Annotated in this window: 37 protein-coding genes; 12 read left to right on the top strand and 25 right to left on the bottom strand. The window is 67.1% G+C overall.

What is annotated here, in order from left to right:
• Positions 1-1067 precede the first annotated feature (1067 nt).
• Both NL115_RS02125 and NL115_RS02130 read left to right on the top strand, forming a co-directional pair.
• Entirely contained in the window at positions 1068-1268 is a 201-nt protein-coding gene (locus NL115_RS02125; protein ID WP_254831576.1) for a hypothetical protein, read from the top strand.
• Positions 1269-1313: 45 nt separating this feature from the next.
• The gene (locus NL115_RS02130) at positions 1314-1559 is read left to right on the top strand and encodes a type II toxin-antitoxin system HicB family antitoxin (protein WP_254831577.1); all 246 of its coding nucleotides are present in this window, start codon (positions 1314-1316) and stop codon (positions 1557-1559) included.
• 88 nt (positions 1560-1647) lie between these two features.
• Here NL115_RS02130 and NL115_RS02135 read toward each other — a convergent pair whose 3' ends face one another.
• From NL115_RS02135 to NL115_RS02195, 13 genes are all read right to left on the bottom strand, one after another.
• On the bottom strand, positions 1648-1905 hold the full coding sequence (locus NL115_RS02135; protein WP_254831578.1) for a hypothetical protein: 258 nt from the start codon (positions 1903-1905) through the stop codon (positions 1648-1650).
• Between the two features lie 55 nt (positions 1906-1960).
• Complete coding sequence (locus tag NL115_RS02140) at positions 1961-2224, bottom strand: hypothetical protein (RefSeq protein WP_254831579.1); 264 nt, start codon at positions 2222-2224, stop codon at positions 1961-1963.
• Positions 2225-2412: 188 nt separating this feature from the next.
• On the bottom strand, positions 2413-3804 hold the full coding sequence (locus NL115_RS02145; protein WP_254831580.1) for a hypothetical protein: 1392 nt from the start codon (positions 3802-3804) through the stop codon (positions 2413-2415).
• Positions 3805-3806: 2 nt separating this feature from the next.
• Entirely contained in the window at positions 3807-4658 is an 852-nt protein-coding gene (locus NL115_RS02150; RefSeq protein WP_254831581.1) for a hypothetical protein, read from the bottom strand.
• Entirely contained in the window at positions 4655-6703 is a 2049-nt protein-coding gene (locus NL115_RS02155) for a hypothetical protein (RefSeq protein WP_254831582.1), read from the bottom strand. Before NL115_RS02155 ends, NL115_RS02150 begins: the two co-directional genes overlap by 4 nt.
• Positions 6700-7596: a hypothetical protein gene (locus tag NL115_RS02160; protein WP_254831583.1), complete on the bottom strand. Its 897-nt coding sequence runs from the start codon at positions 7594-7596 to the stop codon at positions 6700-6702. Before NL115_RS02160 ends, NL115_RS02155 begins: the two co-directional genes overlap by 4 nt.
• Positions 7589-8323 (bottom strand): hypothetical protein, encoded by a 735-nt coding sequence (locus tag NL115_RS02165; protein ID WP_254831584.1) that lies wholly within the window; start codon positions 8321-8323, stop codon positions 7589-7591. The genes NL115_RS02160 and NL115_RS02165 overlap by 8 nt, the downstream gene beginning before the upstream one ends.
• Before the next feature lie 214 nt (positions 8324-8537).
• Positions 8538-8831, bottom strand: a complete 294-nt coding sequence (locus NL115_RS02170; protein ID WP_254831585.1) for a hypothetical protein — start codon at positions 8829-8831, stop codon at positions 8538-8540.
• Positions 8832-8858: 27 nt separating this feature from the next.
• Complete coding sequence (locus NL115_RS02175; RefSeq protein WP_254831586.1) at positions 8859-9410, bottom strand: hypothetical protein; 552 nt, start codon at positions 9408-9410, stop codon at positions 8859-8861.
• Complete coding sequence (locus NL115_RS02180) at positions 9403-9795, bottom strand: hypothetical protein (protein ID WP_254831587.1); 393 nt, start codon at positions 9793-9795, stop codon at positions 9403-9405. The genes NL115_RS02175 and NL115_RS02180 overlap by 8 nt, the downstream gene beginning before the upstream one ends.
• A gap of 75 nt (positions 9796-9870) precedes the next feature.
• Positions 9871-10344, bottom strand: coding sequence for a hypothetical protein (locus NL115_RS02185; RefSeq protein WP_254831588.1), 474 nt, complete (start codon positions 10342-10344; stop codon positions 9871-9873).
• A 3-nt stretch (positions 10345-10347) separates the two neighbouring features.
• Positions 10348-11916, bottom strand: coding sequence for a hypothetical protein (locus tag NL115_RS02190; RefSeq protein ID WP_254831589.1), 1569 nt, complete (start codon positions 11914-11916; stop codon positions 10348-10350).
• Complete coding sequence (locus NL115_RS02195) at positions 11913-12095, bottom strand: hypothetical protein (RefSeq protein ID WP_254831590.1); 183 nt, start codon at positions 12093-12095, stop codon at positions 11913-11915. Before NL115_RS02195 ends, NL115_RS02190 begins: the two co-directional genes overlap by 4 nt.
• A 195-nt stretch (positions 12096-12290) precedes the next feature.
• On the opposite strand from NL115_RS02195, the gene NL115_RS02200 reads away from it, so the two are divergent.
• Both NL115_RS02200 and NL115_RS02205 read left to right on the top strand, forming a co-directional pair.
• Positions 12291-12635, top strand: coding sequence for a hypothetical protein (locus NL115_RS02200; RefSeq protein ID WP_254831591.1), 345 nt, complete (start codon positions 12291-12293; stop codon positions 12633-12635).
• Positions 12636-12888: 253 nt separating this feature from the next.
• Positions 12889-13332, top strand: coding sequence for a hypothetical protein (locus tag NL115_RS02205; RefSeq protein WP_254831592.1), 444 nt, complete (start codon positions 12889-12891; stop codon positions 13330-13332).
• A 148-nt stretch (positions 13333-13480) separates the two neighbouring features.
• Here NL115_RS02205 and NL115_RS02210 read toward each other — a convergent pair whose 3' ends face one another.
• Together NL115_RS02210 and NL115_RS02215 are read right to left on the bottom strand one after the other, a co-directional pair.
• Positions 13481-14311 carry an IS5 family transposase gene (locus tag NL115_RS02210; RefSeq protein ID WP_254833135.1) on the bottom strand — a complete coding sequence of 277 codons (831 nt, stop codon included), beginning with the start codon at positions 14309-14311 and terminating at the stop codon, positions 13481-13483.
• Positions 14312-14417: 106 nt separating this feature from the next.
• Positions 14418-15026, bottom strand: a complete 609-nt coding sequence (locus tag NL115_RS02215) for a site-specific integrase (protein ID WP_254831593.1) — start codon at positions 15024-15026, stop codon at positions 14418-14420.
• 259 nt (positions 15027-15285) lie between these two features.
• Here NL115_RS02215 and NL115_RS02220 point away from each other — a divergent pair, with 259 nt between their 5' ends.
• Positions 15286-15708: a hypothetical protein gene (locus NL115_RS02220; protein ID WP_254831594.1), complete on the top strand. Its 423-nt coding sequence runs from the start codon at positions 15286-15288 to the stop codon at positions 15706-15708.
• Between the two features lie 2 nt (positions 15709-15710).
• Here the strand turns inward: NL115_RS02220 and NL115_RS02225 are convergent, their stop codons facing one another.
• Complete coding sequence (locus NL115_RS02225) at positions 15711-16919, bottom strand: hypothetical protein (protein ID WP_254831595.1); 1209 nt, start codon at positions 16917-16919, stop codon at positions 15711-15713.
• 722 nt (positions 16920-17641) lie between these two features.
• Positions 17642-17797: a hypothetical protein gene (locus NL115_RS02230; protein WP_254831596.1), complete on the bottom strand. Its 156-nt coding sequence runs from the start codon at positions 17795-17797 to the stop codon at positions 17642-17644.
• Between the two features lie 127 nt (positions 17798-17924).
• Between NL115_RS02230 and NL115_RS02235 the strand changes: the two genes are divergently transcribed.
• From NL115_RS02235 to NL115_RS20575, 5 genes are all read left to right on the top strand, one after another.
• The gene (locus NL115_RS02235) at positions 17925-18932 is read left to right on the top strand and encodes a Cdc6/Cdc18 family protein (RefSeq protein WP_254831597.1); all 1008 of its coding nucleotides are present in this window, start codon (positions 17925-17927) and stop codon (positions 18930-18932) included.
• Positions 18933-18974: 42 nt separating this feature from the next.
• Positions 18975-19832: a hypothetical protein gene (locus tag NL115_RS02240; RefSeq protein ID WP_254831598.1), complete on the top strand. Its 858-nt coding sequence runs from the start codon at positions 18975-18977 to the stop codon at positions 19830-19832.
• A gap of 769 nt (positions 19833-20601) precedes the next feature.
• Positions 20602-21102 carry a type IV pilin domain-containing protein gene (locus NL115_RS02245; RefSeq protein WP_254831599.1) on the top strand — a complete coding sequence of 167 codons (501 nt, stop codon included), beginning with the start codon at positions 20602-20604 and terminating at the stop codon, positions 21100-21102.
• Positions 21103-21140: 38 nt separating this feature from the next.
• Entirely contained in the window at positions 21141-21716 is a 576-nt protein-coding gene (locus tag NL115_RS02250) for a type IV pilin domain-containing protein (protein ID WP_254831600.1), read from the top strand.
• A gap of 113 nt (positions 21717-21829) precedes the next feature.
• Positions 21830-21961 (top strand): hypothetical protein, encoded by a 132-nt coding sequence (locus tag NL115_RS20575; protein ID WP_286667647.1) that lies wholly within the window; start codon positions 21830-21832, stop codon positions 21959-21961.
• Positions 21962-21983: 22 nt separating this feature from the next.
• Here NL115_RS20575 and NL115_RS02255 read toward each other — a convergent pair whose 3' ends face one another.
• From NL115_RS02255 to NL115_RS02275, 6 genes are all read right to left on the bottom strand, one after another.
• Positions 21984-22142 (bottom strand): hypothetical protein, encoded by a 159-nt coding sequence (locus NL115_RS02255; RefSeq protein ID WP_254831601.1) that lies wholly within the window; start codon positions 22140-22142, stop codon positions 21984-21986.
• A 124-nt stretch (positions 22143-22266) separates the two neighbouring features.
• Positions 22267-22452, bottom strand: coding sequence for a DUF2188 domain-containing protein (locus tag NL115_RS02260; RefSeq protein WP_254831602.1), 186 nt, complete (start codon positions 22450-22452; stop codon positions 22267-22269).
• 220 nt (positions 22453-22672) lie between these two features.
• Positions 22673-22876, bottom strand: a complete 204-nt coding sequence (locus tag NL115_RS02265) for a hypothetical protein (protein ID WP_254831603.1) — start codon at positions 22874-22876, stop codon at positions 22673-22675.
• Positions 22873-23001 (bottom strand): hypothetical protein, encoded by a 129-nt coding sequence (locus tag NL115_RS20580; RefSeq protein WP_286667650.1) that lies wholly within the window; start codon positions 22999-23001, stop codon positions 22873-22875. The genes NL115_RS02265 and NL115_RS20580 overlap by 4 nt, the downstream gene beginning before the upstream one ends.
• A complete protein-coding gene (locus tag NL115_RS02270; RefSeq protein WP_254831604.1) occupies positions 22998-23264 on the bottom strand; it encodes a hypothetical protein in 267 nt (88 codons plus the stop codon). Before NL115_RS02270 ends, NL115_RS20580 begins: the two co-directional genes overlap by 4 nt.
• Before the next feature lie 133 nt (positions 23265-23397).
• On the bottom strand, positions 23398-23799 hold the full coding sequence (locus NL115_RS02275) for a hypothetical protein (protein ID WP_254831605.1): 402 nt from the start codon (positions 23797-23799) through the stop codon (positions 23398-23400).
• A 258-nt stretch (positions 23800-24057) separates the two neighbouring features.
• Between NL115_RS02275 and NL115_RS02280 the strand changes: the two genes are divergently transcribed.
• Together NL115_RS02280 and NL115_RS02285 are read left to right on the top strand one after the other, a co-directional pair.
• Positions 24058-24315: a hypothetical protein gene (locus NL115_RS02280; RefSeq protein WP_254831606.1), complete on the top strand. Its 258-nt coding sequence runs from the start codon at positions 24058-24060 to the stop codon at positions 24313-24315.
• Positions 24312-25238, top strand: coding sequence for a hypothetical protein (locus NL115_RS02285; RefSeq protein ID WP_254831607.1), 927 nt, complete (start codon positions 24312-24314; stop codon positions 25236-25238). Before NL115_RS02280 ends, NL115_RS02285 begins: the two co-directional genes overlap by 4 nt.
• A gap of 8 nt (positions 25239-25246) precedes the next feature.
• On the opposite strand, the gene NL115_RS02290 is transcribed toward NL115_RS02285, so the two are convergent.
• The gene (locus tag NL115_RS02290; RefSeq protein ID WP_254831608.1) at positions 25247-25516 is read right to left on the bottom strand and encodes a hypothetical protein; all 270 of its coding nucleotides are present in this window, start codon (positions 25514-25516) and stop codon (positions 25247-25249) included.
• Positions 25517-25568: 52 nt separating this feature from the next.
• Positions 25569-26009: a hypothetical protein gene (locus NL115_RS02295; RefSeq protein ID WP_254831609.1), complete on the bottom strand. Its 441-nt coding sequence runs from the start codon at positions 26007-26009 to the stop codon at positions 25569-25571.
• Positions 26010-26030: the final 21 nt, after the last annotated feature.

Below are 26030 nucleotides of genomic sequence, written 5' to 3' on the forward strand. Positions count from 1 at the left end.
TATGCAAATCCACTTTTTTGATTCGCGGCTATTCTCACTTTTCCATTGTCTGCCATTGCCCAAATATTTGGCCCTAAGTCACGGTAGTGCGTACTGCCATTTTTATAAAATTGGATTCTTAATTCGTTTTCATTGTCGGCGGTGTCGAATGAGTTGAACTTTGCCGCAACAGAATATGAATCAGCAGTCTCTTCAGTAGTATTTGCAGAAATATAAACAAGGCCGCCGCTGCTTGGCGGACTAGTCAATGCGTAAGTCCCCTGATAGCTATCAGAGGATGTAACGCTATAGTAGCCAGTATCGCGCGACCACCTCGTTGTGTTAAATGTGCCACTCTCAAATCCATCCAGACTCGCTGAGAGGTCCGCGCCCGCAGCAGCCATGCCGGATGCTGAGATTGGGCCGAGCGGGAGGGCGAAGGCGCCCACGAACATCGACGTGACGACCAGCACGGCGACCGCCACGCTCCGCGCCTCCACAGTAGACAGCCGACTGGTAACGCGTCCGCCTGCCGACACGAGCGCATCGCCGCGAGCCCGCGCCGGCCCGACCCAGCGTGCTCGTGTGGAGAACAGCACGCCCGTGGCCAGCAGCGCGAGCAGGCCGACGAGCCCGCCCGTGACCACGTAGATCGACGCGGCCGCGTAGACGACGCCCGCGACCTGCGAGCGCTCGACCGGCTCAATGCCGGCGCCGGGGCCGCCGCTCCACTGGTCCGGGTGCGGTTCCGCGGTGCCCTGGGTTATCCAGCCGTCACTCGTGCGCTCGACCAGCTCGTGGCGCAGCCAGCCAGCCTCCGAGTGGAAGACGGCCACGTCGCCCGCCTCCAGGTGGCCGGCCGGCCCGTAGACGACGACCTGCGGGACCGACTCGCCCATGCTGTCGCCTACCGTGGAAGTAATCCCGACCGGCAGCGCCGTCGACGGGCTTGCGAGGACGACCGCGGTCCCGATAACCGCGAGCAACAGCGTCACGCTCGCGAAGAGTGCGACTGCCGGTCGTTCACGGAGCCAGTTCATGCCGCATCACCCCCAATGGCTATCCGCGCGCCAGCCCACCCTGTCGGCATGGTCGAGACCCGATTCGACGCAGTGGTCTGGGGCTGTTGGCTCGGGGCTGCACTCTGCCTGGCCGCCGCGGCGACCGCGTCCACGCCCCGGCTGCCGACCATCGCGCTGGCCATCGGCCTCCAGGTGGTCGGGCTGGTCGCACTGGTCGGGCAGGCGTCGGCCGTCCTGGCCGACGCGTTCGGCGCCACGGCTGGGTGAGCGCGCGCCCGAAGGGTTTTGCTGGCCGCTGGCCTACGCCCGCGCATGACTGCCGGTCCCGAGATCCACCTCATCGAAGAGGGCGACTGGTGGGTGTCTCGCGATATCGAGACAGGTGTCGCCTCGCAAGGTGAGACGCGAGCGGAAGCGCTCGACATGCTCGACGAGGCCGTCGCGCTCCACCGCGGTGAGGTCGGTCGGCCGGTCACCGACGATGACCTCCGCGAGTGGGGCATCGACCCCGACGCGTTGGAACCTGGCTCGAAGGAGTTGCCCGAGTTCATGCGGTAGTCGGGTCGCGAGCGACCGTCGTCGCCGGTGTCTGTCGCCGTGCCCGCACTGTTCGTCCGCCCAGCATCACAGCCAGCGATGCTGTCGTTCACGCCGGCTCACCTCCCTCAAGCGCCGCCATCGCTCTGCGGCCGGTGCCGAACATGACGACCAGCGCCAGCAGTGCCACCGGCACGGCGACCAGCGGTAGCTCGCCGACCGCGAGCACGCTCCCGGCGACGACGAGGCCCGAAATACTGGCCAGCCACGCCCAGAAGCCCGCCTCGCGAGGCCTTGGCTCCCGACGCGTCTGCTCCTCGGTTGGTCGCACCGTGCTGTGTTCGTCCGCGTTCTGTGTTGCACTCATGAGTCTGAACCCGCGAGTCCGCCCAGTTCCCGCCCGATACCCCGCGTCGTCGCCATCATGCCAGCACCCCGCTGACGGCACTCACCAGCCAGTGCACGATGCCCGCGCCCAGGCCCATCGCGCGCTCGACGCGCAGCGTTGGAATCACGCGTGTGAGGAGCCCGAGCACCAGCGCGCCCGCGATAACGAGGAGATACCGAACCGACTGGCCGGCCGCCTCGCCCGCCTTCAGTGCCTTCCGGCCGTAGAGCGCGAACGCGATCAGGGCCAGTAGCGTCCCCGAGATGCCGATGCCGGCGGCCCCCAGGAGACTCGACACGAGGTCGCCACCGACCAGTGGCACCAGCGCGATTCCGGGGGCAAACCCGAACAGCGAGTGCTGACTGGCTCCTCCCCCACCGCCCCGCTTGTCCCGGAGTACGCGCGCGCGTTCTGTGCGCGCGGCGCCGCAGCGCGGGCCGCCGCCGGGAGTCGCGAATCGAGCGGAAATCGAGCCGAGTTCGGCGCTCAAATCGACGCACCTCCGTCGGTCGCGACCGGCTGCTCGTCGCCATCCGATTCCCGGGGAATCGGGTCGCGAGTGTTGATCTGGAGCGAGTACGACGGCATCAAGTCGGCCGCGTTCGGCCAGTCGACCTCCTCGAAGTTCTCCGGCGAGAACAGCGTGCCTTCGCCGGGGTCCTTGCCCTTGTTCACGTTGCTCTCGAAGGGTGTCGAGCCGAACCCGAGCGGTGCCGCGCCATCCGTCGTCGGGACCGCACGGCCCGCGGTGTGGAGCCGGTAGTGGATCTTCCGGCGCCAGCGCGCCGACACCGCGACCTCGCCGTGGCCGGCGCCGACTAAGGTCACGTTGCGCTTCCGGAGGTCGGCAGTGAGGTCACCGCCCAGCTGGTGGACCTTCTGGTAACTGCCGAAGGTGTCTTTCTTCGCGTCGTCGGGGGCGATGTCCTTGATCTCGTCCCAGATGAGCGCCAGCGGCGTCGACCGGTCACGGCCGTCGACGGCCGCCAGCAGGAGCGCGACCCACCAGTGTGGCGTCGGGTCGCCCGGCGCGAACAGGTCGTCGCGCTGGGCCGGTGGCTCGACGGTCCGGGATGGAATCGACTCGAAGAGCCGCTGGCAGTGTGAGAACGTTGGGTCCGGGTAGACGACGTTGATGCCGCCCGCGCGACACTTCCGCAGCGCGTCGACGGGCCCCTGGTAGTGGACGACCTCACGGGCGAAGTTCCCGAGTTCCGGGTCCCGGCCCACAGGGTCGACCGGCCGCTCGGGCCGGAGCGTCGCGTCGATCTCGGCACGGGCCGGGAGGATCAGCCGGACCCACGGCGCCAGCGGGAGCCACTCCGAGCGCGATGGGGCGCCCCGCCAGACGACGGCCTCGCCCATCCGGTGGCCGTTCGCTTCGAGGAATCGCTGGGCACAGGTCCGGAGCAGCGTGCTCTTGCCCTTCCCGGGCGGGCCCAGCACCAGTCCGAAGATGCCGCCCTCGGTCTGGTCGGCCGGCGGGTTGGTCCAGTAGTGCTCGTAGAGGTCCGCGACCGGGCCCCAGCCTGCACCGTCCGAGCGCCACACCGTCGGGTCGTAGTGCGGGATGCCGTGGAGCCGCCGGATGCTGGCGGCGTCGGTGTGGGCGTTGCCGTTCTCCGGCGTCAGCTCCGCACTCCGCAGGTCGGCGCCGATGGCGACCGGCCGCCCGGCGTCGTCGTGGACGACCTCGCCGACGGCCAGCTCCCAGGCGTGGTGATCGCGAGCATACGCGTCGGCCATCTCACGCCCCGTATCCACGAGGTCGCCTCGGAGCCCGTAGTCCGGCGTCCGCGGGTCCTCGTGCGGCCGCAGGTCGATGTCGTCGTCGGGCGTGTTCGGTACGTCGTCGTCCGGGTGGGTGTCGTCGGTCATGGTCACATGGTCTTGCTGCGGCTCTCGGTCTCGCGGTCGCTCGACTCCGCAGCGTGGTCGTAGCGAGCCCGCGTCCCCGCGCGGAAGCGGCCGCACAGCTTCGCCGCGACCGTCTCGCGAGCGCGTCGATGCACCGGTGGGTCCGGGTGGGCCCCGTCGCCGCCAGCCAGGAGCACCCGCCGCATCGCCGGGTCGTTGACCGCGTCGGCGACCCAGTTGCTCGGGAGGGTGCCGTGACAGGCCAGCTCCAGCACGTCGCCCCAGCGGAGAATCGCCGAGAGGTCCTGGAAGCCAGCCAGCAGGCCCACCAGCGCCTGCTGCTGGTGGCGCTCGATAGCCGAGAGCGAGGGCCGCATCGCGACGTGGCGCTCGCGCTCGGGTTTGGTCGGGGCGTCCTCGCCGGACCGGCTCGGGGCGTGTTCCTGGGCGTCGTCACGGAGCGCGCGGATGGCCTTCGAGTGAGCCGGCGCCAGCGTCGAGGCCGCCAGCCGGGCCCGGATGACACGGGGGGCCACGCCGTCGACGGCGTCCGGCCGGTCGAGCAGCGCGCCGACCAGCGGCGTCGACTCCTCGCGTGCGGCGGCGACCATATCGGCGTGGATGGCCTCGTACAGCGCCTTCGGGAGTCGGCCCAGCGTCGCGCCGGTGACCGAGACCAGCCACGCGAGCACGTCAGCGCGCGAGTTGAACCCGTCCAGCAGCGCCTCGCGGTGCTCCCGGTGGTCACGGGAGAGCCGTTCGAGCGCGGGCTGGCGGCGCTCCTGCAGGTCGCTCGCGAATGCCTGGGCGCCGACCGGGTCCGCCATCGGGTCCGGAGCGTCACTCGGTAGCCAGCGGCGGACGCCACGGCTCACGGTTCCTCACCTCCCGCGTCGCCGCCGTCTCTCGGCCCGGTGGCGAGGATGCTCGCGGCCTCCGAGCGGCTGATACTGCCGTTCTGGAGCAGCCGCGCGACCCGGTTCTCGTCGGGGTGGTCGGTGTCGCCGCCGGGCGTCGTCGTCCCGCCGGCCACGTCGAGGCCGTCGCCCCCACCGTCGGCCGCCGGCGTCTTCCCGGCGCCACGGTCGGCGCGGTCGCGGCCGGCATCGTCACCGAGAATCGTCGAGAGGAACGAGCCCGCACGCTCGCTCGCCTTCTCGGCGGCCCGGCGCTCGGTCTGGGCCTCGGATTCCAGCCGCTTCTGCTCGGATTCCTCGGCCGATTTGGCCGCGTCGATTTCGCGGGCCAGCCCCAGCGCCGTCGCGAACGCGCGGCGCATATGGACGGTCGCGAACGGGATGACGGCACTCCCGTCGGACGCGCCGATGAACGCCAGGCCCCAGCCCAGCAGCGCGACCAGCACGGCCAGCGGCACCGCGCCCATGCCGGTCGGGGCCAGGACGGCGTAGGTCGCCCCGCCGACCAGAATCGGCAGCGCGATGCGGACGAAGTTCCCGAGGAACGTGTCCCGGGACTTGAGCGTGAACGACGGCGCCGAGTAGCTCGACAGGAGCGACCGGCTCGTATCGGCTTCGGGGTCGACCAGGAGCAGCTCGTCGTGGTGGCCGGACATCCGGATGCGCGAGTCGGCGTCCGCCCAGTTCTCGACGGTCGCCGTGCCGCCCAGGGCTCGCGCGAGGAATCGCAGCCAGCCCGGGAGCACGACCGCCATGTCCCCATCGTCATCGCCGTCGCCCTCCTCGGCGCCGGGCATCGGCGCGAGCAGGTAGACCCGCGAGGTCGCCGACAGCCAGTCGTGCCCGCGGTCACCGCTCGGAGCTGGGGCCTTCGACACGTCGGGTTTGAGCGCGAGCGCACGTCGGATGCGCCGCTCGCCGACCAGCTCGATGCCGACGATGAGGAACGCCAGGAACGTCGCGACGGCGAGCACCACCGGCGCCGCCGCGACCAGTGCCTGCCCGACCGTCAGCCACAGGCTCAGTGCGAGCCCGGTGTAGAGCAGCGCTATCGCCGCCGCAGTCTTGATCCAGCCGTAGCCCGGAGGTGCGCGGGCCCGGTAGAGGGCCGCGCTGGCAGTTCCGACGCCGGTGAGCGCGCCAGCCACGACGGGCAGCACCAGCGTCAGCATCCCCCACTCCAGCAGGTCCGAGTTGCTCGGGTCGTCCGGGACCGGAGCGTCTTGACTCAGTGCCGAGGAGCGATGCTGGAAGTGCCAGCGCGCGATGGTCTCGCCGTCGTCGGTCCGGAGCAGCAGCGCCACCTGTCGGGCGTGGTCGTTCGTCGGCGGCAGCGCCACCGAGACGTTCGACCAGCCACGCGAGAACGCGACGGACTGCTGCCGGGTGGAGACGTTCCGGACCGTCGTCGAGCCGTTCGCGTCCGTGCTCGTGCGGTAGGCCACGACGACGGCGGTGAAGCTGTCGGCGTCGAGCAGGTCCGGGTCCTGCGAGAGAATCGTCCGGAGCCGGACCGTGTCACGTCGGACGGTCGTCGACGGCGAGATGAACCGCCACGCGCTCCGGGCGCCTTCCTTCGCGGCCGGGTTCGAGGCCGGCGTGTACGTCGCCCAGAGGCTCATCCCGGGCGGGTCGGCGATGCGGTAGCCCGCCGGCGAGCCCGAGACGCGCTGGCCGGGTTTCTGCAGCTCCGAGAGCGTCCACGTCGTGTCGTCCGCGTTGGCGACCTCGACCGGGCCAGCGCTGGCCGGGGTCGGTGTCGCCGTTGCCGTCGCCGTCCGGGTAGGGGTCTGTGTCGGTGCCGGCGTCGGCGTCGCGGTCGCAGTCGACTGGGGCGTCACGGCCAGCGGCGGCGTCGCGGTGGGCGATGTGGTCGGTGTCGTCGTGGCGTTGTTCGCGGCGGCCGCCGGGGCGACACCGACCGCGAGCGCCGGCGCGAGCAGGCTGGCCATCGCGACCAGCGACAGCACGACGGCGCAGACCCGGCGACCGCCGTCGCTCACTCGTCATCACCTCCGTCGGCATCCTGCGGCGTCTCGTCACTCCAACCAGGCCCGACGGCCGCGGCGAACGCGACCGGCGTCTCGCCCCCGTCGGCGACTGTCTCGGCGCTGCTGGATGGGCCGGTCGCGTCGGCTTCGTCGGCGATGGTGGTCGCCTCCGGGGCCGGCTCGATGTGCTCGGTCAGCTCCGAGCCGACGCCCCGGACCCGCGCCGGGATGTCCCACTCGCCGACCGCCGTCGGTATCACGTCGCGGTCGCCGTCGGCCCACGCACGGTCGGCCTGCTTGCAGGCGCCACAGCGCCAGCGCTGCTCGGCCTCGGTCGCGTCCGCGGCATCCGGGCGGACCGAGGCCCCGAGGCCACAGACGAGCCGTGAGGCCGCCCGTGCGCCGGGCACGGCGACGAGAGCCGTCAGGACGAAGCCACCGATGGCCCCGCCGACGGATGGCTCAGCGGCACCCAGGCCCACGAGGGTCCGGACCGACATCCCGAGCAGGAGCACCGCGAGCGTGAGGAGGCCCCCAGCCGCGAACGCGTCACCTCGAATCGTCGAGGAGTAGCGCAGTGCGCCGAGCCAGCCGAACCGGCCCTCGCGAACGCGCTCGACACGGTGGGCCTCCGGGCCCGAGACTCGCGACGGGATGCCGTGTGGCGCCGGCCAGCCGCCCGTCGGGCCTATCGCCTCGTCCGGATGGCCGCCGTGGCCGGGGCGCTCGGTCGCCGCCGGGCGCTCACCGAGGCCGATGTCGGCCAGCCGGTCACGCAGCCAGATTGCGAGCCGGTGGCGGTAGTCCGCCCACGACCCGGGCGTCCGGCCGGCCTCGCGGTAGGCCTCCTCGTAGTGGTCGGCGTCCGCCGGGCGCTCGGGCGCACCGGGCATCGGGTCAGTCACGGCGCTCTTGCACCTCCTGGGCCGCGTGGACCGCGACCAGCCCGCCGAGGATGACGACGACCGCCACCGGCACACGACCGAGCGCCAGCTTCGACGCGCCGGCGGCGACCAGCGCCAGCAGCGCGACGGCGTAGATGCCCGACACCAGGAACGACACCGAGCCCAGCGTCCCCGACGACTGGGCCCGGAGCGACGGGTCGTCGTCACTCCCACGCAGTCGTGAGACCGTGTAGACCGCGATGAGCACCAGGGCCGCGATGGCGACCATCGCCGCGGCCGCCTGCATCGGCAGCCCGTTCAGCAGCGCGACCGGCAGGAAGCCGACCGCGCTCGTCCCGGTCTCGTCGCTCGTCCGCGTCGCGAGATACACCACGACGACGACCAGGATGGCACCGGCGACCAGCTGCACCGCACTGATACCGATGAACCCGCGGAGACCCAGCGCCCCCAGCGCCGCCGTCAGCAGGTTGCTGCCGGCGAGCGGGTGGTTGCCGAGCCAGCCGAACAGGCCGCCGGCCACGTCGGCGAAGAAGACGAGCGACGCGAACGCGCCGCCCAGCACCGCCGCCACCAGGCCACGGGCCCAGGTCTGGGTGCGGTCGACGGCCTCGTCGGCATCGACATCGTCCTTCCCGATGGCGGCCGTGAACCGCAGGCCGATTCCGAGGACGGCCACGCCGACCAGGACCGCGAAGCCGACCAGCAGGATCATGCCGAGGCTCGCCATCACCGACCACCCCCCGGATGCGGGGCTGGGCCCCAGGTCGGGCCTTGTGGAGCCTGCGGCGGCCGTCGATCACGCCGACGGATGGCTCCGTCAGCTGCCGATACATGTGTCTCGTTGGTGTGGATCATGTCTCTCTCCGTTGTCGTGTCCGCGTCGGTGCCGAGCCGGGCGCTCCGGCTGGGGATGATGCGACAGGTCGTTGCGAGGTGGCCGGTCAGTCGCCGTCGACGAGCCGGTCGGCCCGGCGCCGCAGCCGGACGATAAGGGCGATGGCGAACAGCGGCACCGCGATGACGATGCCCGCCGTCACCAGCCAGGGCGGAAACACCGGCACCACCCTGTTGAACCGCGCCCCGGCGCCGACGACCGACATCAACGTCGGGCCGAGCAGCAGCGCCGCCTGGATGAGCGGGTCCAGAAACCCACTCGCCAGCGCGGCGATGCTCGACAGCACCCCGACCGTCGCCGACACCGGCCCGGCCGCCTCGCGTGCGTTCTTCTTGTCCATATCGAGTCGCCCGCGTCTCCGTGCCGCTCATCGGAGCAGCCCTCCCGCTCCCGGTAGGACGCGGTCTACCAGGAGCGACAGTCCGACCACGACGCCGCCCGCTGCGGCCGCGGTTACCCCCGCAGCGACGACCGGAGCGAACGGCCCCAATGGCGTGAACGCGCCCGCGAGGCCCGCGTAGAACCCGCCGATGACGCCCAACGTGCCCGAGACGACCGGGCGGGCGCCCTCGACGCCGGCAACGGCGAGCTTGAACAGCTCGTTGCCCAGCAGGATGAACGGCGCCGCGAACGCGCCGGCGAGCCACAGCCCGCCGCCGATGATGACGTTCACGAACCACCGCCGGATGATGGCCAGGATGGCCGGAATCACGCCGCCTTGCTGAGCGACGAAGTTCCCGAACGCCAGCAGCGGGCCCGCGACCGCGGCGAGCTTGCTCAGCCGCTTGGCCGTCGTCGTGCTGAACTGTTTGACCGTCTCGCGTGTCGCCTCGTTGGTCTCCTCGCCGGCGGGGACGCCGGCGCCCAGGGCCGCGCGGAACAGGTCCAGCGTCGAGATGCTGTCGTCGTCGTCAGGCACGGGCCGTCACCTCGCCGAAGACCCGCAGCGCCACGTACGCCGAGAGCAGCATCACCGCGACGCCGATGACGATGGCGACCGGTCCGAAGCTCCGGATGGACGGCACCGCAGCCTGACCGGCGCCGGCGAGTACGGTCGCGCCGCCGCCCAGCAGCGCCGCGACGATGCCACGGACGGCCGCGCCGGCGAAGCCGATGAGCAACTCGACGCCGTCGACGAACCGAGCGATGAGCATCGCTATCGAGCCGACGAAGACCCGGACGATGCCGCCGAAGACGAACAGGCCGAGGTCGGACCAGCGGATGCCGGACTCGCCGACGTAGCCGCTCGTCGGGAGCGTCACGCCCCCGCCGCCACCGCCGCCCGGCGCCGGCGCATCAGCCATCGCGGGTCACCTCTCTCGACGGCGCCGTGGCTGTCCGCACCGCCGCGAACCGAGCGCGGCGGGGGCCAGCCATCGTCAGTCCTCCCCTTCCTCCTCGGTTCCAAGAGGGCCGAAATCGATCCCGGTCCCGAGGAAGAAGCTGTCCGTCGTCTCGCGCTGCTCGCGGAACTTCGCGACCAGGAACGCCGCGAGGAGCACCATCGCCACACCGACCGGGAGCCCGACCAGGGCGAGCTGCGACCCGGGGCCGACCGCCGAGGCCGTCCCGAGTGCGCCCGCGAAGATGGGGCGAATCAGGCTGTTGAAGAACCCGACGAGGAGGTTCTGTGTGCCGACCGCCGCGCCGCCGATGACGGCGACGAAGAAGTCGACCACACCGCCCATGATGCGGACGAGGCCGCGGGCGCCACCGAAGATGATGACGCCGATGCTGGTCGTCAGGATGGCCACGAGGGACTCCGCAGCCCGGGCCCGCGCGAAGAGGCGCGTGATACGTGACTCCTCGGTCGACGAGATGCTGACCGACAGCGGGTCGTCCGAGGCGGACATCGGTCAGTTCCCCCCGCCCATCCAGCTGAACAGCTTGAAGCTCCCGAGCCCGAGCAGCCCGGCCAGCCCGCCCAGGATGCCGAACCCGAACAGGCCGTTCCCGCCACCCTGGCGCGGCGGCCCGCCGGCAATCGCGCCCTGGGGCGCCATGACCTCATCGGCCTCGCTGTCGGTGTAGAGGATCTCCGCACCGATGGCCGCGTCGTGGTCACTCGAGGCCGAGAGCCCGGTCGCGAGTTCGACGCGGTCGCCGATGGCGCCGCTGAACTGACTCGTCGCGTCGGTCGTCGACGCCTCGGAGTAGTTGCCGGCGTAGCCGGTGGCGTAGTCGACGCTGACGTACTGGGAGCTGGGCTGGCGCTGCTCGGCGACCAGCGTCAGGGTCCCGTGAGTCACGTCGACCGGTGCCGGGATGTCCCACACCGCGAGGGGTTCGCCCTCCAGCCGGTCGCTGTAGCTGGCGTAGTTCTTCGCGTCCGTGAAGTTCACCTCGCTGCCGTCGGCCATCGCGAGCGGGTAGTTGACCGTCGCGTCACCCGCGCCGACGACGAGGTCGTGGACGTGGGCGTCACCGAAGTGGTCGGCGAGGCCGTCCAGGGACCGCATCCGGACGGCGCCGCCGTCGATGTTGGTCCGGGTCTCGGTCTCGTAGCGGTCGTCCGAGTCGTCCTGGTAGGCGACCGTGCCGAAGGTCTTCGTCTCCTTCGAGGAGATGTCCATCCCGGTGATGGCGAGGTCGGCGTCGGCGTCCGTGACGTTCAGCCGCACGTCCTCGATGTCGGTCATCGTCCCGTCGCCGGAGCCCTGGACGCCGTTGGCCGAGACGAGCGTGTCCACGCGGACGCTCGCGTAGAAGGCGCCCGTCTCGTTCGCGAACGTCTCCGCGTTGGTGTCGGCCGCGCCCTCGGAGATGTTCGCGTAGGCGTAGTCACCGTCGGCGTCGACGACCTCGAAGCGGACCTCGGCGCTGCTGTCGAGCGTGTTGACCTTGCCGGCCGTCGTCAGCACGCGCTTCCGGGCGTTGTCGAGGCTGACGTTGTCCGAGTAGGTGAACGACACCACGTCGCCGCCGGTCATGCTGCCGTCGGTGGCGAGCTGGGTCGGCGCCGCGCGGAAGTTCGGGGCCGCGCTCCACTCGGTCGCGCTGCCCTTCGCCGAGGCACCGCCGCCGATGGTCCAGTCGCCCTCCTCAGCGACGAACGACTGGTCCTCGACGTTGGCCTCGTCGTCGGTGACCGGGCCGTAGAGGTCCGGGTCGTCGATGTACGCCGGCGACACCTGGATGGGCGCGTCGGCGTCGGAGGCGTTCACCTCAGCTGGCAGGTCGGTGTTGCTCCCGTCGTCGGCTTCGTACGCGAGCGGATCGTCACCGTGCTCGCCCATCCGATGCTCCGCGATGGTCACGTCGGTCTCCTCGACCCACGCCGAGGGACTCTCGTCGCTGTCCGGGTTGATCGGTGGCGCGCCGTTCCCGCGGTCGTCGTGGTCGGCGGCGACCGGCGCCGCGACCATCGAGGTCGCCAGCAGGATGGCGATGAGCGCGACGAAGCCCTGCTTGGCCAGCGCTCTCATCGGCGCCCCTCCAGGTCGAAGATCTCGAACAGCTCCTCGTCGACCGTCGCGAGGTCGCCGACCGGGAGCGTCGAGGCGATGTCAGCGCGCGTCGCCGCGCTGTCGATACCACTGGGTCGTGCCTCCTGCGAAAAGGAGGTCGAGAGGGGCTCGCGCCCGCCCTCTGGTGTTGCGCTCATGGGTTGCGCTCCGCCCCCAGGGGCGACCTGAGGACTTCCACCAGCCCAGTGCCGGATAAAATGTCAACCGCCGGATTATACTGCGCATATACTGCGCGTATCACTCGCGGATACTGTGCAGATACTGTGCATCAGCGGTCGGCAGCGGTCGGTCTGGGCGGAGGATTTGTTACGATTCCCCCCCCTGGGTATCGTATGTCAGCGCAGAACTGTTCTATCCGGTCTCTGATGTGTCTCGGCACACGGCGGCACGGGGTGACGCTGGCGCCGCGGTGGGTGGCCGAGGCCGGACTGGAGGTTGGCGAGGCAATCGGTATCGACCGTGGAACCGGGAAGTACACCGAGCGCGGCGCGACGCTCTATCTCGGCGACTACGACCCGGACGTGGTGGACTACGAGCGGACGCTCGGCGAGTGTGGAGACTCGGTCGCGGTGACGCTGCCGCCCGGCATCCGCGAGTGGCTCGATGCCGAGCTGAAGGAGTCGCTCTATCTCATGCGGACGGCCGACGGCGAGGACATCCTCGTCGAGGCGCCGTAGATCGATCTCTCAGCAGGAGTCTGCTCATCTGCTCCGGCGTTGGCATAAGCGCCGTGCTGAATATAGAGGATGAGTCCATCAAACGCCCAGGTTGAATTCACGGATTCTCGTAGAGGAACAGCCGTTACAATGCGCTCGATTTCGTTTCTCGACAGGTCGTGGTCGACGGCGGTGTGAGCCGGCTAAAAGGTTCCGCCGGACGACGGTTTCTGGCCCCGAAGGCCTTTATTCAGGCACTCCGCAAAGTGCGGGCATGCAACGGCGGACGTTCCTCCGAAGCGTCGTAGCAGCCACCGGAGTCGCCACCGCCGGCTGCAGTCTTGATTCCCGTCCGGATGGGACGGCCACGCCTGACCCCGAACAGCGGACGCTCGACAGGGTCCGACTGAGTCACAGTTCCAGCGACGCCAAGCGGGTCTCGCTCCTTATCACGAGAGACGGGAGTACGGTGTACTGGCAGACGCTTGAACTCCCCTCCGCCGACGGACAGAGAACGAGGCAGAGTCTCACCGTTGAGCCGCCGGAGTACGAGCGGGCCCGTGGAGTCCACCACGTCTACGTGCGGAGCCTGACCGATGGGGTCCGGAACGACATCGCCATTGCCGAGTTATCCACCGAGGAGTGCTACCTCCTCAATGCGCGGGTAACGACCGACAGTATCGGGTTCAGTCAAAGCCTCAACATGGAACGCTGCTGACTGATTGTCACCACATGACACGGTCTTGGCTGCCTCGCCCCCGGCTCAGACTTCGTTTTGGACGGGGCCGTTTGTAACACTCAGAGATTCGGTTTCTCGTGACCGACTCGCGCCCTGGGGCTTGTTTAGACGCTTGAAATCGCACGGTTCAGGTGGTGAGAGACTGCTCGATGTTTCTGACAGCGGCCTTTAGGACGATCTCTCGAAACTGACCGAACCACGTTCTGGCTTTAACAGTCGCGCCGAATCGCTTGCGAAGCGCGAAAAATATCGATTCGGCGATAGACCTCTGATGGTACGTTTCATCATCTATCCGAGCATTGTGAGCGGCATCAAGCGAGTAGAATTCACGGTGCTTGATTACTGGTCTGATGCCTTCTTTCCGCAGTTTATGACGAAGTTTGTCCCAGTCGAAGCCTTTGTCAGCGACCACAGTTCCCAAGCGATCAAGATTTCTCGTGAGGACTTGCCACGCGATCTGTGTGTCGTGTGGAAGGTTCATCGAGCAGTGTACGTCGAGGATTGCCCTCGTCGAGCAATCCACGAGAAGCGTCGTTTTCACCGACTCAAACGTACCTTTGACACGTTTCGCGTAGTTATGGCTAGACGAGCGATGGGCGAGACTGGTAGAATCAATCGCCTGAATCTCTCCAGTATCAAATAGATTCACCGACAGCCGCAACAGCACTCGCCAGACCCGCATCTTCAGCTCCTGCTTCCGGGCACAAACCGTGGTAAAGTCGGGTAGCTCCTCGACCGTCAGTCCGAGTTTCTCCACGATATCAGGCATTTCACGGAGGATATCGAGGAATCGTCGGTATGGAAGGTCGAGATACTCGCGGAGGCCATGAAGAGCGACGATCACCCAATCAGCGTAGCCACCTTCACCTTTCCTGACAGGCTTGTTTTCGTCACTCCCGACAGCTTTTTGAGACAAAGCCACACATCGGTCGGTGAAGCGAGCGAGTTTCGAGGGCACATCGAACTCTGCTCGCTTCACTTCCACGAAATCCTGCCGTTCAGGCAATATTCCTAGCGTCTAAACACGGCCCGCGCCCTGTATTCAGCACGATTAGGTCGACCTGTCACGAGTACGTCGTTTGGTTCCCCATCACCTCGCCAATCCGCGCCTCGGTCGCTTCCTTCAGATACGGCTCGATAGCCGAGTAGTCGCTCCAGCCGCCGACCGACATCATCGTCCGCACGTCCCGGCCGCGCTCGACGAGGTGATAGGTCGCGAACGACCGGCGGAGATCGTGACTGCTCACCGAGCGCCAGCGCTCCTCGCCCAGCTGGTCGGCGATGGCGTCGGTCGCGTTGTCGACCCAGCGCCGCACCGTCGGCGTCGAGCGTGGGACCCAGGGCTCGTCGCGGCCGAGGTCTCGCTCTCGCGTGTACTTGTTCAGGTCCTCGGCGACGCGGTCGGGCATCCAGGCGTCTCGTAGCTTCCGGGCGCCGCCCTCGGTGTTCTTGCCCCGAACCTCGAAGAGCCAGCACTCGCCCTCCTCGCTCCAGCGGAGATGCTTGTCGGCCGGGTAGGGTACCTCGTGGGCCCGCAGGCCGCACCGCCCCATCAACTGGATGGCGACCTCGCGCATCCAGTCGTCGCGACCGGCCTCGCGTTCGAGCCGGGCGAGTTCGTCCTGGTCGAGCCAGCACTTCGTGACAGAGCCGGAGTCATCCACGCGAACCATGAGCGTCTTATCCAGAGTAGACGGGCACAAACCCTGCGGTGGGCGCGGTGATCGACGTAGGTTCACCCCGGATTCCGCGGATTCTTGAGCGGGAAGTGCAAGAACTCGCTTACGCTGATGCGGAAGACAGGGGACCGACATCTGTCCTGCGTAGTGGAAGGATTAACAACTGTGTGTCATGGGTGAGTAGGTATCCAACATGCCGGAGAGCCTCCAACACGGTGACCCAGCAAGCCGTGAAATGGACGGGACGAAGCCGGTGACCGATTACGACTCGGAAACCGTGATGCTACGAGCGGAACGCCGTGATGAGGTTTATGTGCGTGAGTGGGTGAATCGATTCGATAAATCAGCATACACTCCTAACCAATACACCGTACTGGAGCGCTCGAACCGATTCTACGGCCCGGAACTGCTCCTTCACAGTGAATCCGACGGGACCGATTTCAATTATCTACTAACTGCACCGGGGCCCGACACGTACCTCTATCTCTGGGCAGCAGAGACAGATGACAAAAACCACCGTGAGGCCTGGTTCAAGACTGCAGAGGTCAAAGTCGCTTTTGCCGACACGCAGCCGACCTACGACCTTTGTCCAGAGTGTGGTGACCCAGTTCAGACCATCGAACACGAACAGATGGCAGCACTGGGTCGCTGCCCGGGGCCCGATCCCGACCTGTGAGGCTATTCCTCGGCCACGTTCGGCCCTTGTCCGTGGTCGAATCTTCCGCGCACCTGTTCGAAGGCGTCGAACATCTCCGGAGTGACTCCTGGCCGAGAACGGAGGTAGGCCATGATATCACTGCCTGCGTCAAGTTCGTCGCGGAGGTCATGGAGCGCGAGTGATAACTGCTCTGCGTTGAACAGCTTCCGGCGGCGGCCCCGGATTCCGCTACTCACACCCTGTAGCTCATCCGCATCGAGACCCGATTCCGCCGGCCAGACCGAGTGGACCTCGTCGATGGGGACTTCCGCAAAGGCGATTGCCTCCCTATCGAACAGGCGGACGAAGTCCTCGTCCATCTGTGGAGCTTCTTCGCCCCCTTCCATCTCACTGGGATCAACCTGGAGGCCGATGTGGTTCTCACCAATAATGTCGAATCCAACACCCGATGGGGCGAAGTTCATCGCGGGGCGGAAGCCGAGCGCCCCCTTTGGGCCGGTGGCATCAATGTTGATGCCGTAGAGTACAACATCCTCCTGCAGTCGGCGGGCACCGATATGCTCAGCTATCCGCCCCAGCATCGATACCTGTCGAGCTGCAGTGACCTTCCGGCCATTGAAATTGAGGCAGAATGCCTCTACTCCGAAGTCGTGATACTGTCGAAGTAGCTTCCCTGTCCGACTCCAGCCCGTCGGCGGCAGCGTCCCCATTACGGGTTTCTCAGAAAACCTCTCCTCACACTCCATGAGGATGCGCTCAATGCTAGCCAGGTATTCTTGGAACGGCGCGTCGAGGTCTTGTTCCGCCTCATCCTTCAGCATCTGTTTGACGAGGCGAGGCTGAAGTGGCAGCGTAAGCACGTCACTGAACGTGTCGATTACGCTCATCAGCTGTTCTGCCTCCAGTGCTTCGATAGCCCTCGTTTCCTTGAACGCGAGGTGAACGAAGACCAAATCGTTCTCGCCGGCCTTCTTCACCTTGCTCGCGAGGGTATTGATCCATGATGGGTTGTCTCGCTTCCGCATATCACGGAGCTTCCCCGCGTCTACAGTCTGGTAGACCTCGGCGATTCCCTGTGCACTGTCTGCGAATTCGTCATCGCCAGTAGCCTTCGTGACCGGTAGAGCTTTGGCTGGTGTCTGGACAGTCTTTCCGTTGGTCTTGAGCTCTCGGCGAGGGAACAGACCCTCCTCCGAAATCGTGAGTGTTGTCGTGTTGAAAGTAGTCATCTATGTTACGGCCGCAGCCCTCAGCGTCTCTCGCACCGGATGCGCATGGTTTCGCATCTGGGCTGTCTGGGCGAGGATTTCAGTTTCGCCCTGCGGCCCACCGCTAAGTGCCGACGGTGTGAGGACACCGATGCGGCGGAAATCAGGAGTGTCAATCCATGCGGTGAACAGTGGGCTGACTATCCCGGGTGGCTGGGACCACCGGGACTCCGATACATCTTCCATATGGGATGTCATGTCACCGAGCATCTAGTTTGACTGGGTCGGGTGGTAAAAACGGTGCCAAGGCGCAGTGGAAGTGAAAATATCCGCCCTAAAATCGCGATACAGCAGCAGTATTTCAAGTGGAACCGAAGGGGTTTGCTAAGGCACTCCATTCGGCCGGCCTAGTTATTATGGGGTTGCTAATCCAAATCTTATATCCAAGAACCCCGACATTTACTCGGTGATCTACCTCTCAGAACCCGGCGGCGACCTGCCGCCCAACGAGCGTCGTCGAGAGGTGCTCGCGCCGGAGCCTGCCGCGCAGTTGAAGCACTCGCCTACGCTTCAGTGACGCCGAGCACGGCCTGACACTCAGGACACGAGTACATCGACTTCGTCGCCGACCCGGTTTCGTCCAGCTCCGATACCATCAGTATCATCTCACCGCAGTGTGGGCATTCGGCCATACGGTGGCTGGTAGCTGGGGGCGACCGGAAGAACCTGGCGCCGGCGCCGGCTCACGCCCCGGCGGCGTAGACGCCACCGCCGAGGACGGCATCGCAACTCGGACAGCAGACCAGTGCCGTCCCGTCGGAATAGCTGTTCTCCGAGCTGTATTGGAACCAGTCTTCGACCGTCGACTCGCTGTAGCCGCATTCGGGGCAGTTCGGCATATCCTCGACCCCGGGCGGCGGGGTGAAAACCGGTTGGGTGACAGCAACTCGGTCGGCCCACCACTCCGGACACTTCGGACACCGACGGGTGACAGTTAACACCGGGGGACGCATCGGCCACGGGCAGATGATCGACGAGCCAGCCGTCTTCGACATCGAGGGGTTCGTCCCGAGCGACGTGGTGCATCGGGACGGCCCGCTCGATGCCCTCTCGTCCTCGCTCGATGCCCTCCTCCACCACGGCACCGGCCGGCAGACGCACATCTTCGGGCCCTCCGGCGCGGGCAAGACCTGCATCGCCCGCTACGTGCTCGACCAGCTCGGAGATGAGCGCCCCCACATCCACGGGACCTACATCAACTGCTGGAACCACTACGCCACGAGCGCGTTGCTCTACCAGCTGGCCGCCGGCGTGGATGCGGTGGCTGACGTTCGCCCGGGAGCCGCGGCCCACGACGAGCTGCTCCAGCGGGTGCGTGAGGCCGACGACTTCGGCTACGTCGTCGTCCTCGACGAGGTCGACCAGATCGAGAGCCCGGATGTCCTCTACCAGCTGTATCGGATGCCCCACGTCCACTGCATCTACATCGCCAACGACGAGCAGGCGTTCTTCAGCCGGTTGGATGGCCGGATGGCCAGCCGACTGCGGACCGGCGAGATCGTCACGCTGGATCGCTACACGCGCGAGGAGTTGCTCGCCATCCTCGACCGGCGGGCCGAGGCCGGGCTGGCGTTCGGCGCGACGACGGAGGCGTCGCTGGGCCGGATCGCCGAGCTGGCGGCCGGCGATGCCCGACTCGCCGTCGAGACGCTGTATCAGGCCGCCCGGAAGGGGCAGGCCCGTGGCCACGCCTCGATCACGGAGGCCGACATCCACGACGCCGAGCCCGTCGCGCGGTCGGAGTTGCGACAGAAGACCCTCTCACAGCTGACGCGGCATCAGCGCATCCTGTTCGAGGCGCTCGAGGCGGCTGGTGAGCCACTCCAGATGGGGGCACTGGAGTCGGCGTATCGGGCCCGGGTGTCGAGTCCGCGGTCGACGAAGACGCTCCGGCGGTATCTCTCGAAGCTGGCGCAGTACAATCTGGTCGCCATCGAGGGTGAAACCAGCGGGCGGACGTACGAGGCGCAGTAGGGGTCCCCGGCGTTGATGTACCCCGGGCAGGTAGGCGGCGCCATGACTGCTGGCGCCCTCCGGCGGGTTGCGGACCCGACAGACACCGAAGCGGTTCGCGAGGCGTTCATCGCGACCTACGGGACCGCGAGCGAGACCGCCGACGCGGCGACGCTGGTCGCCCAGTACGAGCGCGTCGTCGAGTACTGCGCGGAGCACCCGAACCAGGGCTCGGGCGCCGTCGCGACCGCGCTCGGCCTCCCACGGAGCCGCATCCGGGCCTGGGTCGATAGCGATGGGCGCCCCGACGCGGTGCGCGGGGTCGAGACGCTGACCGAGCGCGGCTGGCTCCACCTTGCGTGGGACGGCCCGACGCTCCGGGCGCTGGCCGGGCTCATCGTGTGGGTGGTCGTCGGCGGGTCGCTCCCGCGCCAGGGCTGGATGCCCGCGTTCTCGGTCGCCGACGGGACCGAGCCCGACATCGAGCGGCTGGGCGACGTGCTCGGCCTGGAGTGGCGACAGCGCCACGACGACGACGGCCGCAGCGGCGTCGAGTGGGTGCCGGCACGGGATGGGTCGGTCCTGGGGCGGCTGCTCGCGGTGCTCGGGGCGCCGACCGGCGCCGGCGAGGGGCCCTCGCTCCCGCCGTGGCTGCTCCTGGAGGCGCCCCGAGCAGTGCGGTTGGATGCTGCCCGGGTGGCGGTGCGCCAGCGCGGGACGCCGCTCGACATCCCGACGATGCCGCTCCAGCTGGCCATGCACCGCGACGGCCCGCGCGAGGCTATCGTCCAGTTGCTGCGGTCGGTCGCGCCGCCGGATGGGGAGGTCCGGGTCGACGACGGTGGCAACATCCGACTCGACAGTCGGGCGGCGGAGTTGCTGGCCGCAGCGCCGCTGCTGGACGGGTATCTCCCGCGGTGACGCTGGCCGGCGCAACCGCTATCTATCGGGCGGTGAGGAGTCCGGGAGTCCCGCACGGGGCGGCCGATAATAGCGGGGGCTCCCCGCGGCTGGGGCGCTGGCCCGGCTCCACGCGCCCGATGGGAGCCCGTTGCCCGGGGCTCTCCATCAATCGCGTTCTCTGCAGTCGTCTCAGAGCCAGCAAACGGTGAGGATGGTTTATGCCGTCCGGGGGTGTCTGACCAGTCACCCACGGTGTCGCAGTGAGCCCGATGCGGCCGTGGGGAGGATCGGCGGCGGGGTTCCCGCCCGGGTCCCGACCCGCCGCCACCGCACCGCGGCCGGCTATATCCGGCCCGCGCGTCAAACCACCAGATAGCCTCAGCCTTTATACTCGCATCTCGAAGTGGCCAGTACGTTTATCAGGGCGTGGTAGCCCGGCGCAGTGCGATAGCGGCTAAACCGGCCGTTAATCGGCGGTTACGCGGCGCTCGCTGTGGTCTTCTGGATACCACACCGCCCGGAGACCGTGAGAGTGGCCGCGAGGGGCGCTGTATCTATCGGATACTAATATCCCCGGGTGAATCCGGCTTCGAACTGGAATCAGCGAGAACGGCTCTACCGCCCGATAACGCGTCGTTAAAACACTGGTGCGAGAGCTAAACCGCCCGTATCTTTATATGCATCCGTTGGATGGCTCAGGGTACGCGACCCGGGCGACGAGGTCACGCGGCGGACGGGCTCAGTTCCCGCCGCCTCGGCCACGGGACCCGGGCGCGACACAACGACAATGCACTTCACAAACCTACTCGGCGACGACGATGCGGTTTCGCCGGTCATCGGCGTGATTCTCATGGTTGCGATAACCGTGATTCTCGCGGCCGTGATCGGCACGTTCGTGCTCGGGCTCGGTGACCAGGTGTCGGACAGTTCCCCGCAGGCGAGCTTCAACTTCGACTTCCAGAATGGGACTGCAGCCACCATCACTCATGACGGTGGTGACGCGATTTCTAACGACCAGCTTGATGTGATTATTGCTGGTGAAACCGTTTACGACGGTGGTAGTGGATTCAGCGACGTGAATTCTTGCGAAGGTGGCGCTACGGAACAGTGGTCCACTTCCGGCAAGAGTTCTGGATGGTCGAGTGAGGTCACTGCGGGCAGCGTGCTTACACTGAGTTACAAGGGAGGTACCGGCGACGATTGTGGTGGAGATGACATCCGCGTCGTGTGGTCGTCCTCCAGCGGTGGCGACACGGCCACGCTCGCGCAGGCAGAGTGGTCGAGCTAACGACGTACCGTCTTCCAAATCACATTCAATCCGACACAATGGAATTCAAACAACTATTCACGGACAACGACGCGGTTTCGCCAGTCATCGGCGTCATATTGATGGTGGCAATCACAGTGATTCTTGCCGCCGTCATCGGGACGTTCGTGCTCGGCCTGGGCGATCAGGTTTCGGACAGCTCGCCGACGGCGAGCTTCACGTTCAACCAAGGGAGTGCCGACTACGACGATGGTGGTAGCGACACGGCGACGCTCAAAGGTGTCGAAATCACCCACGACGGTGGTGACGCAATTGCACAAGACGACATCACAATCTTGGTGAACGGGAATCCGGGCGTTGATGTCATCAGCAATTCTGGTGCTGATGACGATAGTTCGGTTCCGTGGAGTGGTACAAGCGACGTGACAGCTGGTGACCGCACGGAAGTGGATGCAGTCTATACCGGGACCAGCGATATTGGGTCCGTGACCGGTGCTGGCACAATTACATATGACGGCTCCGGGAACATCGATGGTGACTTCAAGCAGCTTCAATCCGACGACACCGTCCGCGTCGTCTGGTCTTCGTCCAGCGGTGGCGACACGGCCACGCTCGGCAAGTTCACGGTCGCGTAAGCGACGTTACCGAACACTTCCTCACTTCTTTCAACGACCGACGAGCGACAGCCACACTCCACCCGGAACCCTGACCCTTCCGTATGTACCCAGTCCTTCCATCGGCCTCGGGTATGATACCGAACGCCCGAGTCCTCCAAGCCGACTGGGTCCCCCGGGAGATCGTCCACCGCAACCCCGAGCAGAACCGGCTTCGGGACGTGCTCGCCCCGGTCGTCGACGGCGGGCGCTCTGGATGCGTCTGATTACCGGACCAGCAGCGCCGCCCTAGTCGCTGAAGTGGCCCGCGGCCTTGAAGTGTCGCACAATCGCGTCACCGACGGACTCCTCGTCGGCGATGTCGATGGTGTCGCCACACTCCGCGCAGTTGGTTTCGTCCGCGTCCGGGTCGACGAACTTGCTCACCTTCCGTCTTCTTCCAGCCATGCTGGATGAAAAATTCCGAGTCGCAATTGTGAACGTTACGATTGTCAGCAGTCGTGCTCTCGGAGGTCGAGGACGCCACCGACCAGGACTATCGCGTGGTCGGGGCCCGCCCCGGAGCTGGGACTCAGTATTCGTGCCGGTCCTGAATCGTGCCGTCGGACCGCCGGATGATCACCACGTCACCACTTCCAGCCTCGGACTTGGCCGAGGAGACTGCTGGGGCCTTCTTCCGGTGGTTCGAGACGACGCTGCCGTTTCCTTTCTCGACTCGCCATTGATTCCCGCTGGGGAGCACTTTGTATTCCGTCATGGTTGGTCGCCACGCAGCCCGCGAGGCCCCGGGCGGAAGGACTGTGGGTCCGCACCACGACAGCCCACCCGCCGGCACTGGTCATCCCCCCGCCGGCTTCTGTGGGTGTCCCGCTAGCCTCGGCCAATTCTCTTTATCGTTACGACGAAAATAGATGTCTCGCCGCCGAGTCCGCCCGGGTTCGGACTCTCACGCCGTGGTGACTCGTCGGGAGTAGGTGTTACCAGCAGTCGTGCTCGCGAAGCCGCTCGCGAGTCCCGAGGACGCCACACCGAGGGCACTGCTCGATGGGCGCGCCGAGGTCGGGCGCCAGCTCGCCCAGCGCCGCGCGGAGTTCCTTCCGGGCTTCCGGGTGCCGGGTGAGGCGGCTCGCTTTCCGGACGCGAGCGCGGACGAACGCATGGTCGGGCTCGGGGTCGCTCATGCGAACACCTCGCCGGGCTCCTCGCAGTCGGCGGCGTGGGCGGCGCCGCGGCACAGCGCCCGGACGCTGTCGAACTCGGCACCACAGCCGAGACAGCGGGCCAGCGGGTCCTCGGTCGCGCTCATGCCGCGACCGCCTCCAGCCAGCCCCGGCCCGGGCTCGCGTCGGGGTGGTCCTGCCAGCCGACGCCGTCGTCGACGTAGGCGACCCAGTGGCGAACCGGGCGGCCGTCGAGTCGCTCAATGTGCTGGAGGCCGTCGCCGTCGGTCACGAGAATCGTCTCGTCGGTCGTGCGGTACGTGTGCCAGCGGCCGTTGCGGTCGACGCCCAGCGCGAGGTACTTCGGGCGCACCCCAACGGTCTTGTCAGAGTGGATGGTAGTGCTCATTGTCCTTCCAGGGACACCGGCCCGAGTGCTCCAACACTCGGGCATCATTCATCCGCTGAAATCAGCCCCGAGAGGCCGGTGTGCCTACTATATGCTCATGAGCGGGAGCTACTTAATTCTTATCCAGTACTGGTCAAAGGTGGCTAGAATCAATTTCGTCTTGGTGCGCGTCACGGTAGTCCTCAATCTCTTTTGCACCATCAGCAGTAGCTAGCCAGTAGCCCGGGTCGTCGTCAGTCGAGACGAGTGTTCCACGAGCATACTCTTTGGCGTCCACCCGCTCGACCAGCCCGTCGTCTCGGAGTTCCTTCAGATAGTTCTTCAGCGAACTTTCGCTGAAGTCGGCTCCGTTGTAACGAAGATTCCTGTAGAGGACCTTCCTCGTCATCGCCATTCCAGTGTCTACAAGGAACGCGAGAACGCGGCGCTTTCGGTCCTCTTTTGCCACATATTCGTCGTCTCCCCCATCGCAAATAGGCGTGGCGGATTTGTCAAATCTCTTATCTACTGGATATTTACAACCACTTTCGAGCATACTTACCCAGTACGGGGCAAACTATACAAACCCTGCCTCGTATAGCCCTGGTGACGGCGCGACGAGCGCCGCCCACCCATGACGACCGACACCACGCGCCGGCGACGCGCCGGCTCCGAACTCCGGACACACTCCGGACATCGCGGTATCGACCGCATAGCCACCCCGAGCGACCCACCATCGCCGACCGCGCGGACTCCGGACACTCCGGACACGCCCGGGAGCGACTTACCCACCCACCGCACGCACCGTCCGGGTATGGCATCTCGCCACCAGCCCGACCCGTTCCTCGATCTCGCGGCCGACGCGGTCGCGGCCCGCGAGCAGTTCGAACAGGCCCAGCACGACCTCGACCAGCTCCGGCCCCAGCTGCGCACGGCCCTGGCGGCCGCCCAGGACCGGGCCGACCTCGCCGAAGGGCCGGCCCGGCGCATCGGCGCCTGCATCCAGCAGGGCAACTTCGAGCGCGCCCGGCGGCTGTACCGCGAGCACTGCGAGATGGAGGCCCACGCATGAGTACCGACGACGGCGCTCCGTTCGCCACGCGTGCCGAGACCATCGAGGGCATCGCATCGGCCCTGGAGTCCCGCCGGGACGACGCCGCGGCCACGAAAGCCGACACCATCGAGGACGAGGACGCCACGCCCAGTGAACAGTGGTACGAGGCCGGGCGCGAGGACGCGTTCGGCACCGCGGCCGAGCTGGTCCGGGCCTGGGACAACGGCTCGCCGGTCGCACCAGCGGCTCGTGACTGCACCGACGACCAGCACCCACCGGGCGCCATCGAGGTGCTCGGGATGGACTGGACCGACGACACGCTCGCCATCGAGTACGAGTGCCTGGCCTGCGAGACCGCACTCGTCGCTCGCGTCGGGCTCGGCGGCCGGACGCTGGCGGTCAGCGAGCCCGACACCGAGTACTGGTGGCGTCGTGACCGCGGCGAGCGGCCGGTTCCGAGCACGGCCGCGGTCGAGGGGTCCGGCACGGATGCCGAAACCATCGAGGAGAACGTCCGTGCAACCGTGACGTGGGGGACCAGTGGTCCGCCGGACCGAGACACCGTCGTCGAGACGGTGGCCGAGGACCTCGGCGAATCGGACCGGGCCGTCGACCAGTGCGTCCGGGCGATGGTCCGGCGTGGCGAACTGGTCGCTCGGGATGGTGAGCTTCGGCGTGTCGAGACCGACGGCGGCACCGAGGTCGAGGCCGAGGCGTTCACGCTCCGGGACGCGGTCGAAGCGATTCCGGACGGCGACCCGGAGAGTATCACGCTCCTCGACGATGGTCACGGCCACTTCGTCATCAACAGCGAGCCCGACGACCAGGATGTCGACCGAATCGACGAGCTACTGGGTCGAGCTGGCTACGAGCGCGACGGGCACCTGCCGGTCCCGGAGATGACCCAGCAGAACGTTGCGCCGACGGAGTCCGACCGATGAGCCTCGACTCAGTGCAGTCGAACGGTCCGGCCCACGACCAGCACGATGCCGTAGACGAACCCACCGATGACAATCAGCGTAGCCAGGGCGTACATCGCGGTCGCGACAACAGGTGGCAAGAATGCCTCCACCGCCGCGGCGGTCACGATGCCCAAAAAGCCCCCGAGCATCACTTCGATACCCAGGCGCAGCAGGCGGAAGAACAGCGATGGGTCTCGTGGCGCAACGTAGTCCACCAGCGACGCCGCCCCGGGGCCGGTCGGACGTGGGGTGTTCACGAGATGCCTCCGTGCCCCAACGTTGGGGCAACTGGCATGATAGACCTTCCGCTCACTCGCGATTACCCTGGGCGTACGCTTCGTAGTAGGACTGCTCACTCGTGGTGTAGCTCGCTGGGAGCCCGACCCGCTCGACGGCCGGTTGTGGCTCGCGGTCGTAGAACTGGTCTGAAATCGAGGTGGCGACGATGACGATGCCACCCAGTCCGGCCAATAGCGCAACCAGCGCGGCGCCGATGGTGAGTGAGACGCCGGCCAGCACGAGTGTAAGCACGCTGAGACCCGCCGCTCCAGTCAACATGAGGAGCGTCACCGCAACCGCAGTGACGAACTCCTCTCTGACCTCGACATCCGAGCTGGCCGCCGCCTGGAGGACGACCTGCAGGAAGATGCCCGCGAGTGGGAGCAAGAGGGCGACGATCTGGAGCACCTGGAAGGCCGCATCCGCGCCACTGACTGGTGGCCCGGTCGCGGCGGGTGCGTTCCCTGGCATTCATGCCGGCCCACTCAGGTG

The sequence above is a fragment of the Haloglomus salinum genome, from assembly GCF_024298825.1.
Lineage (GTDB): Archaea > Halobacteriota > Halobacteria > Halobacteriales > Haloarculaceae > Haloglomus > Haloglomus salinum.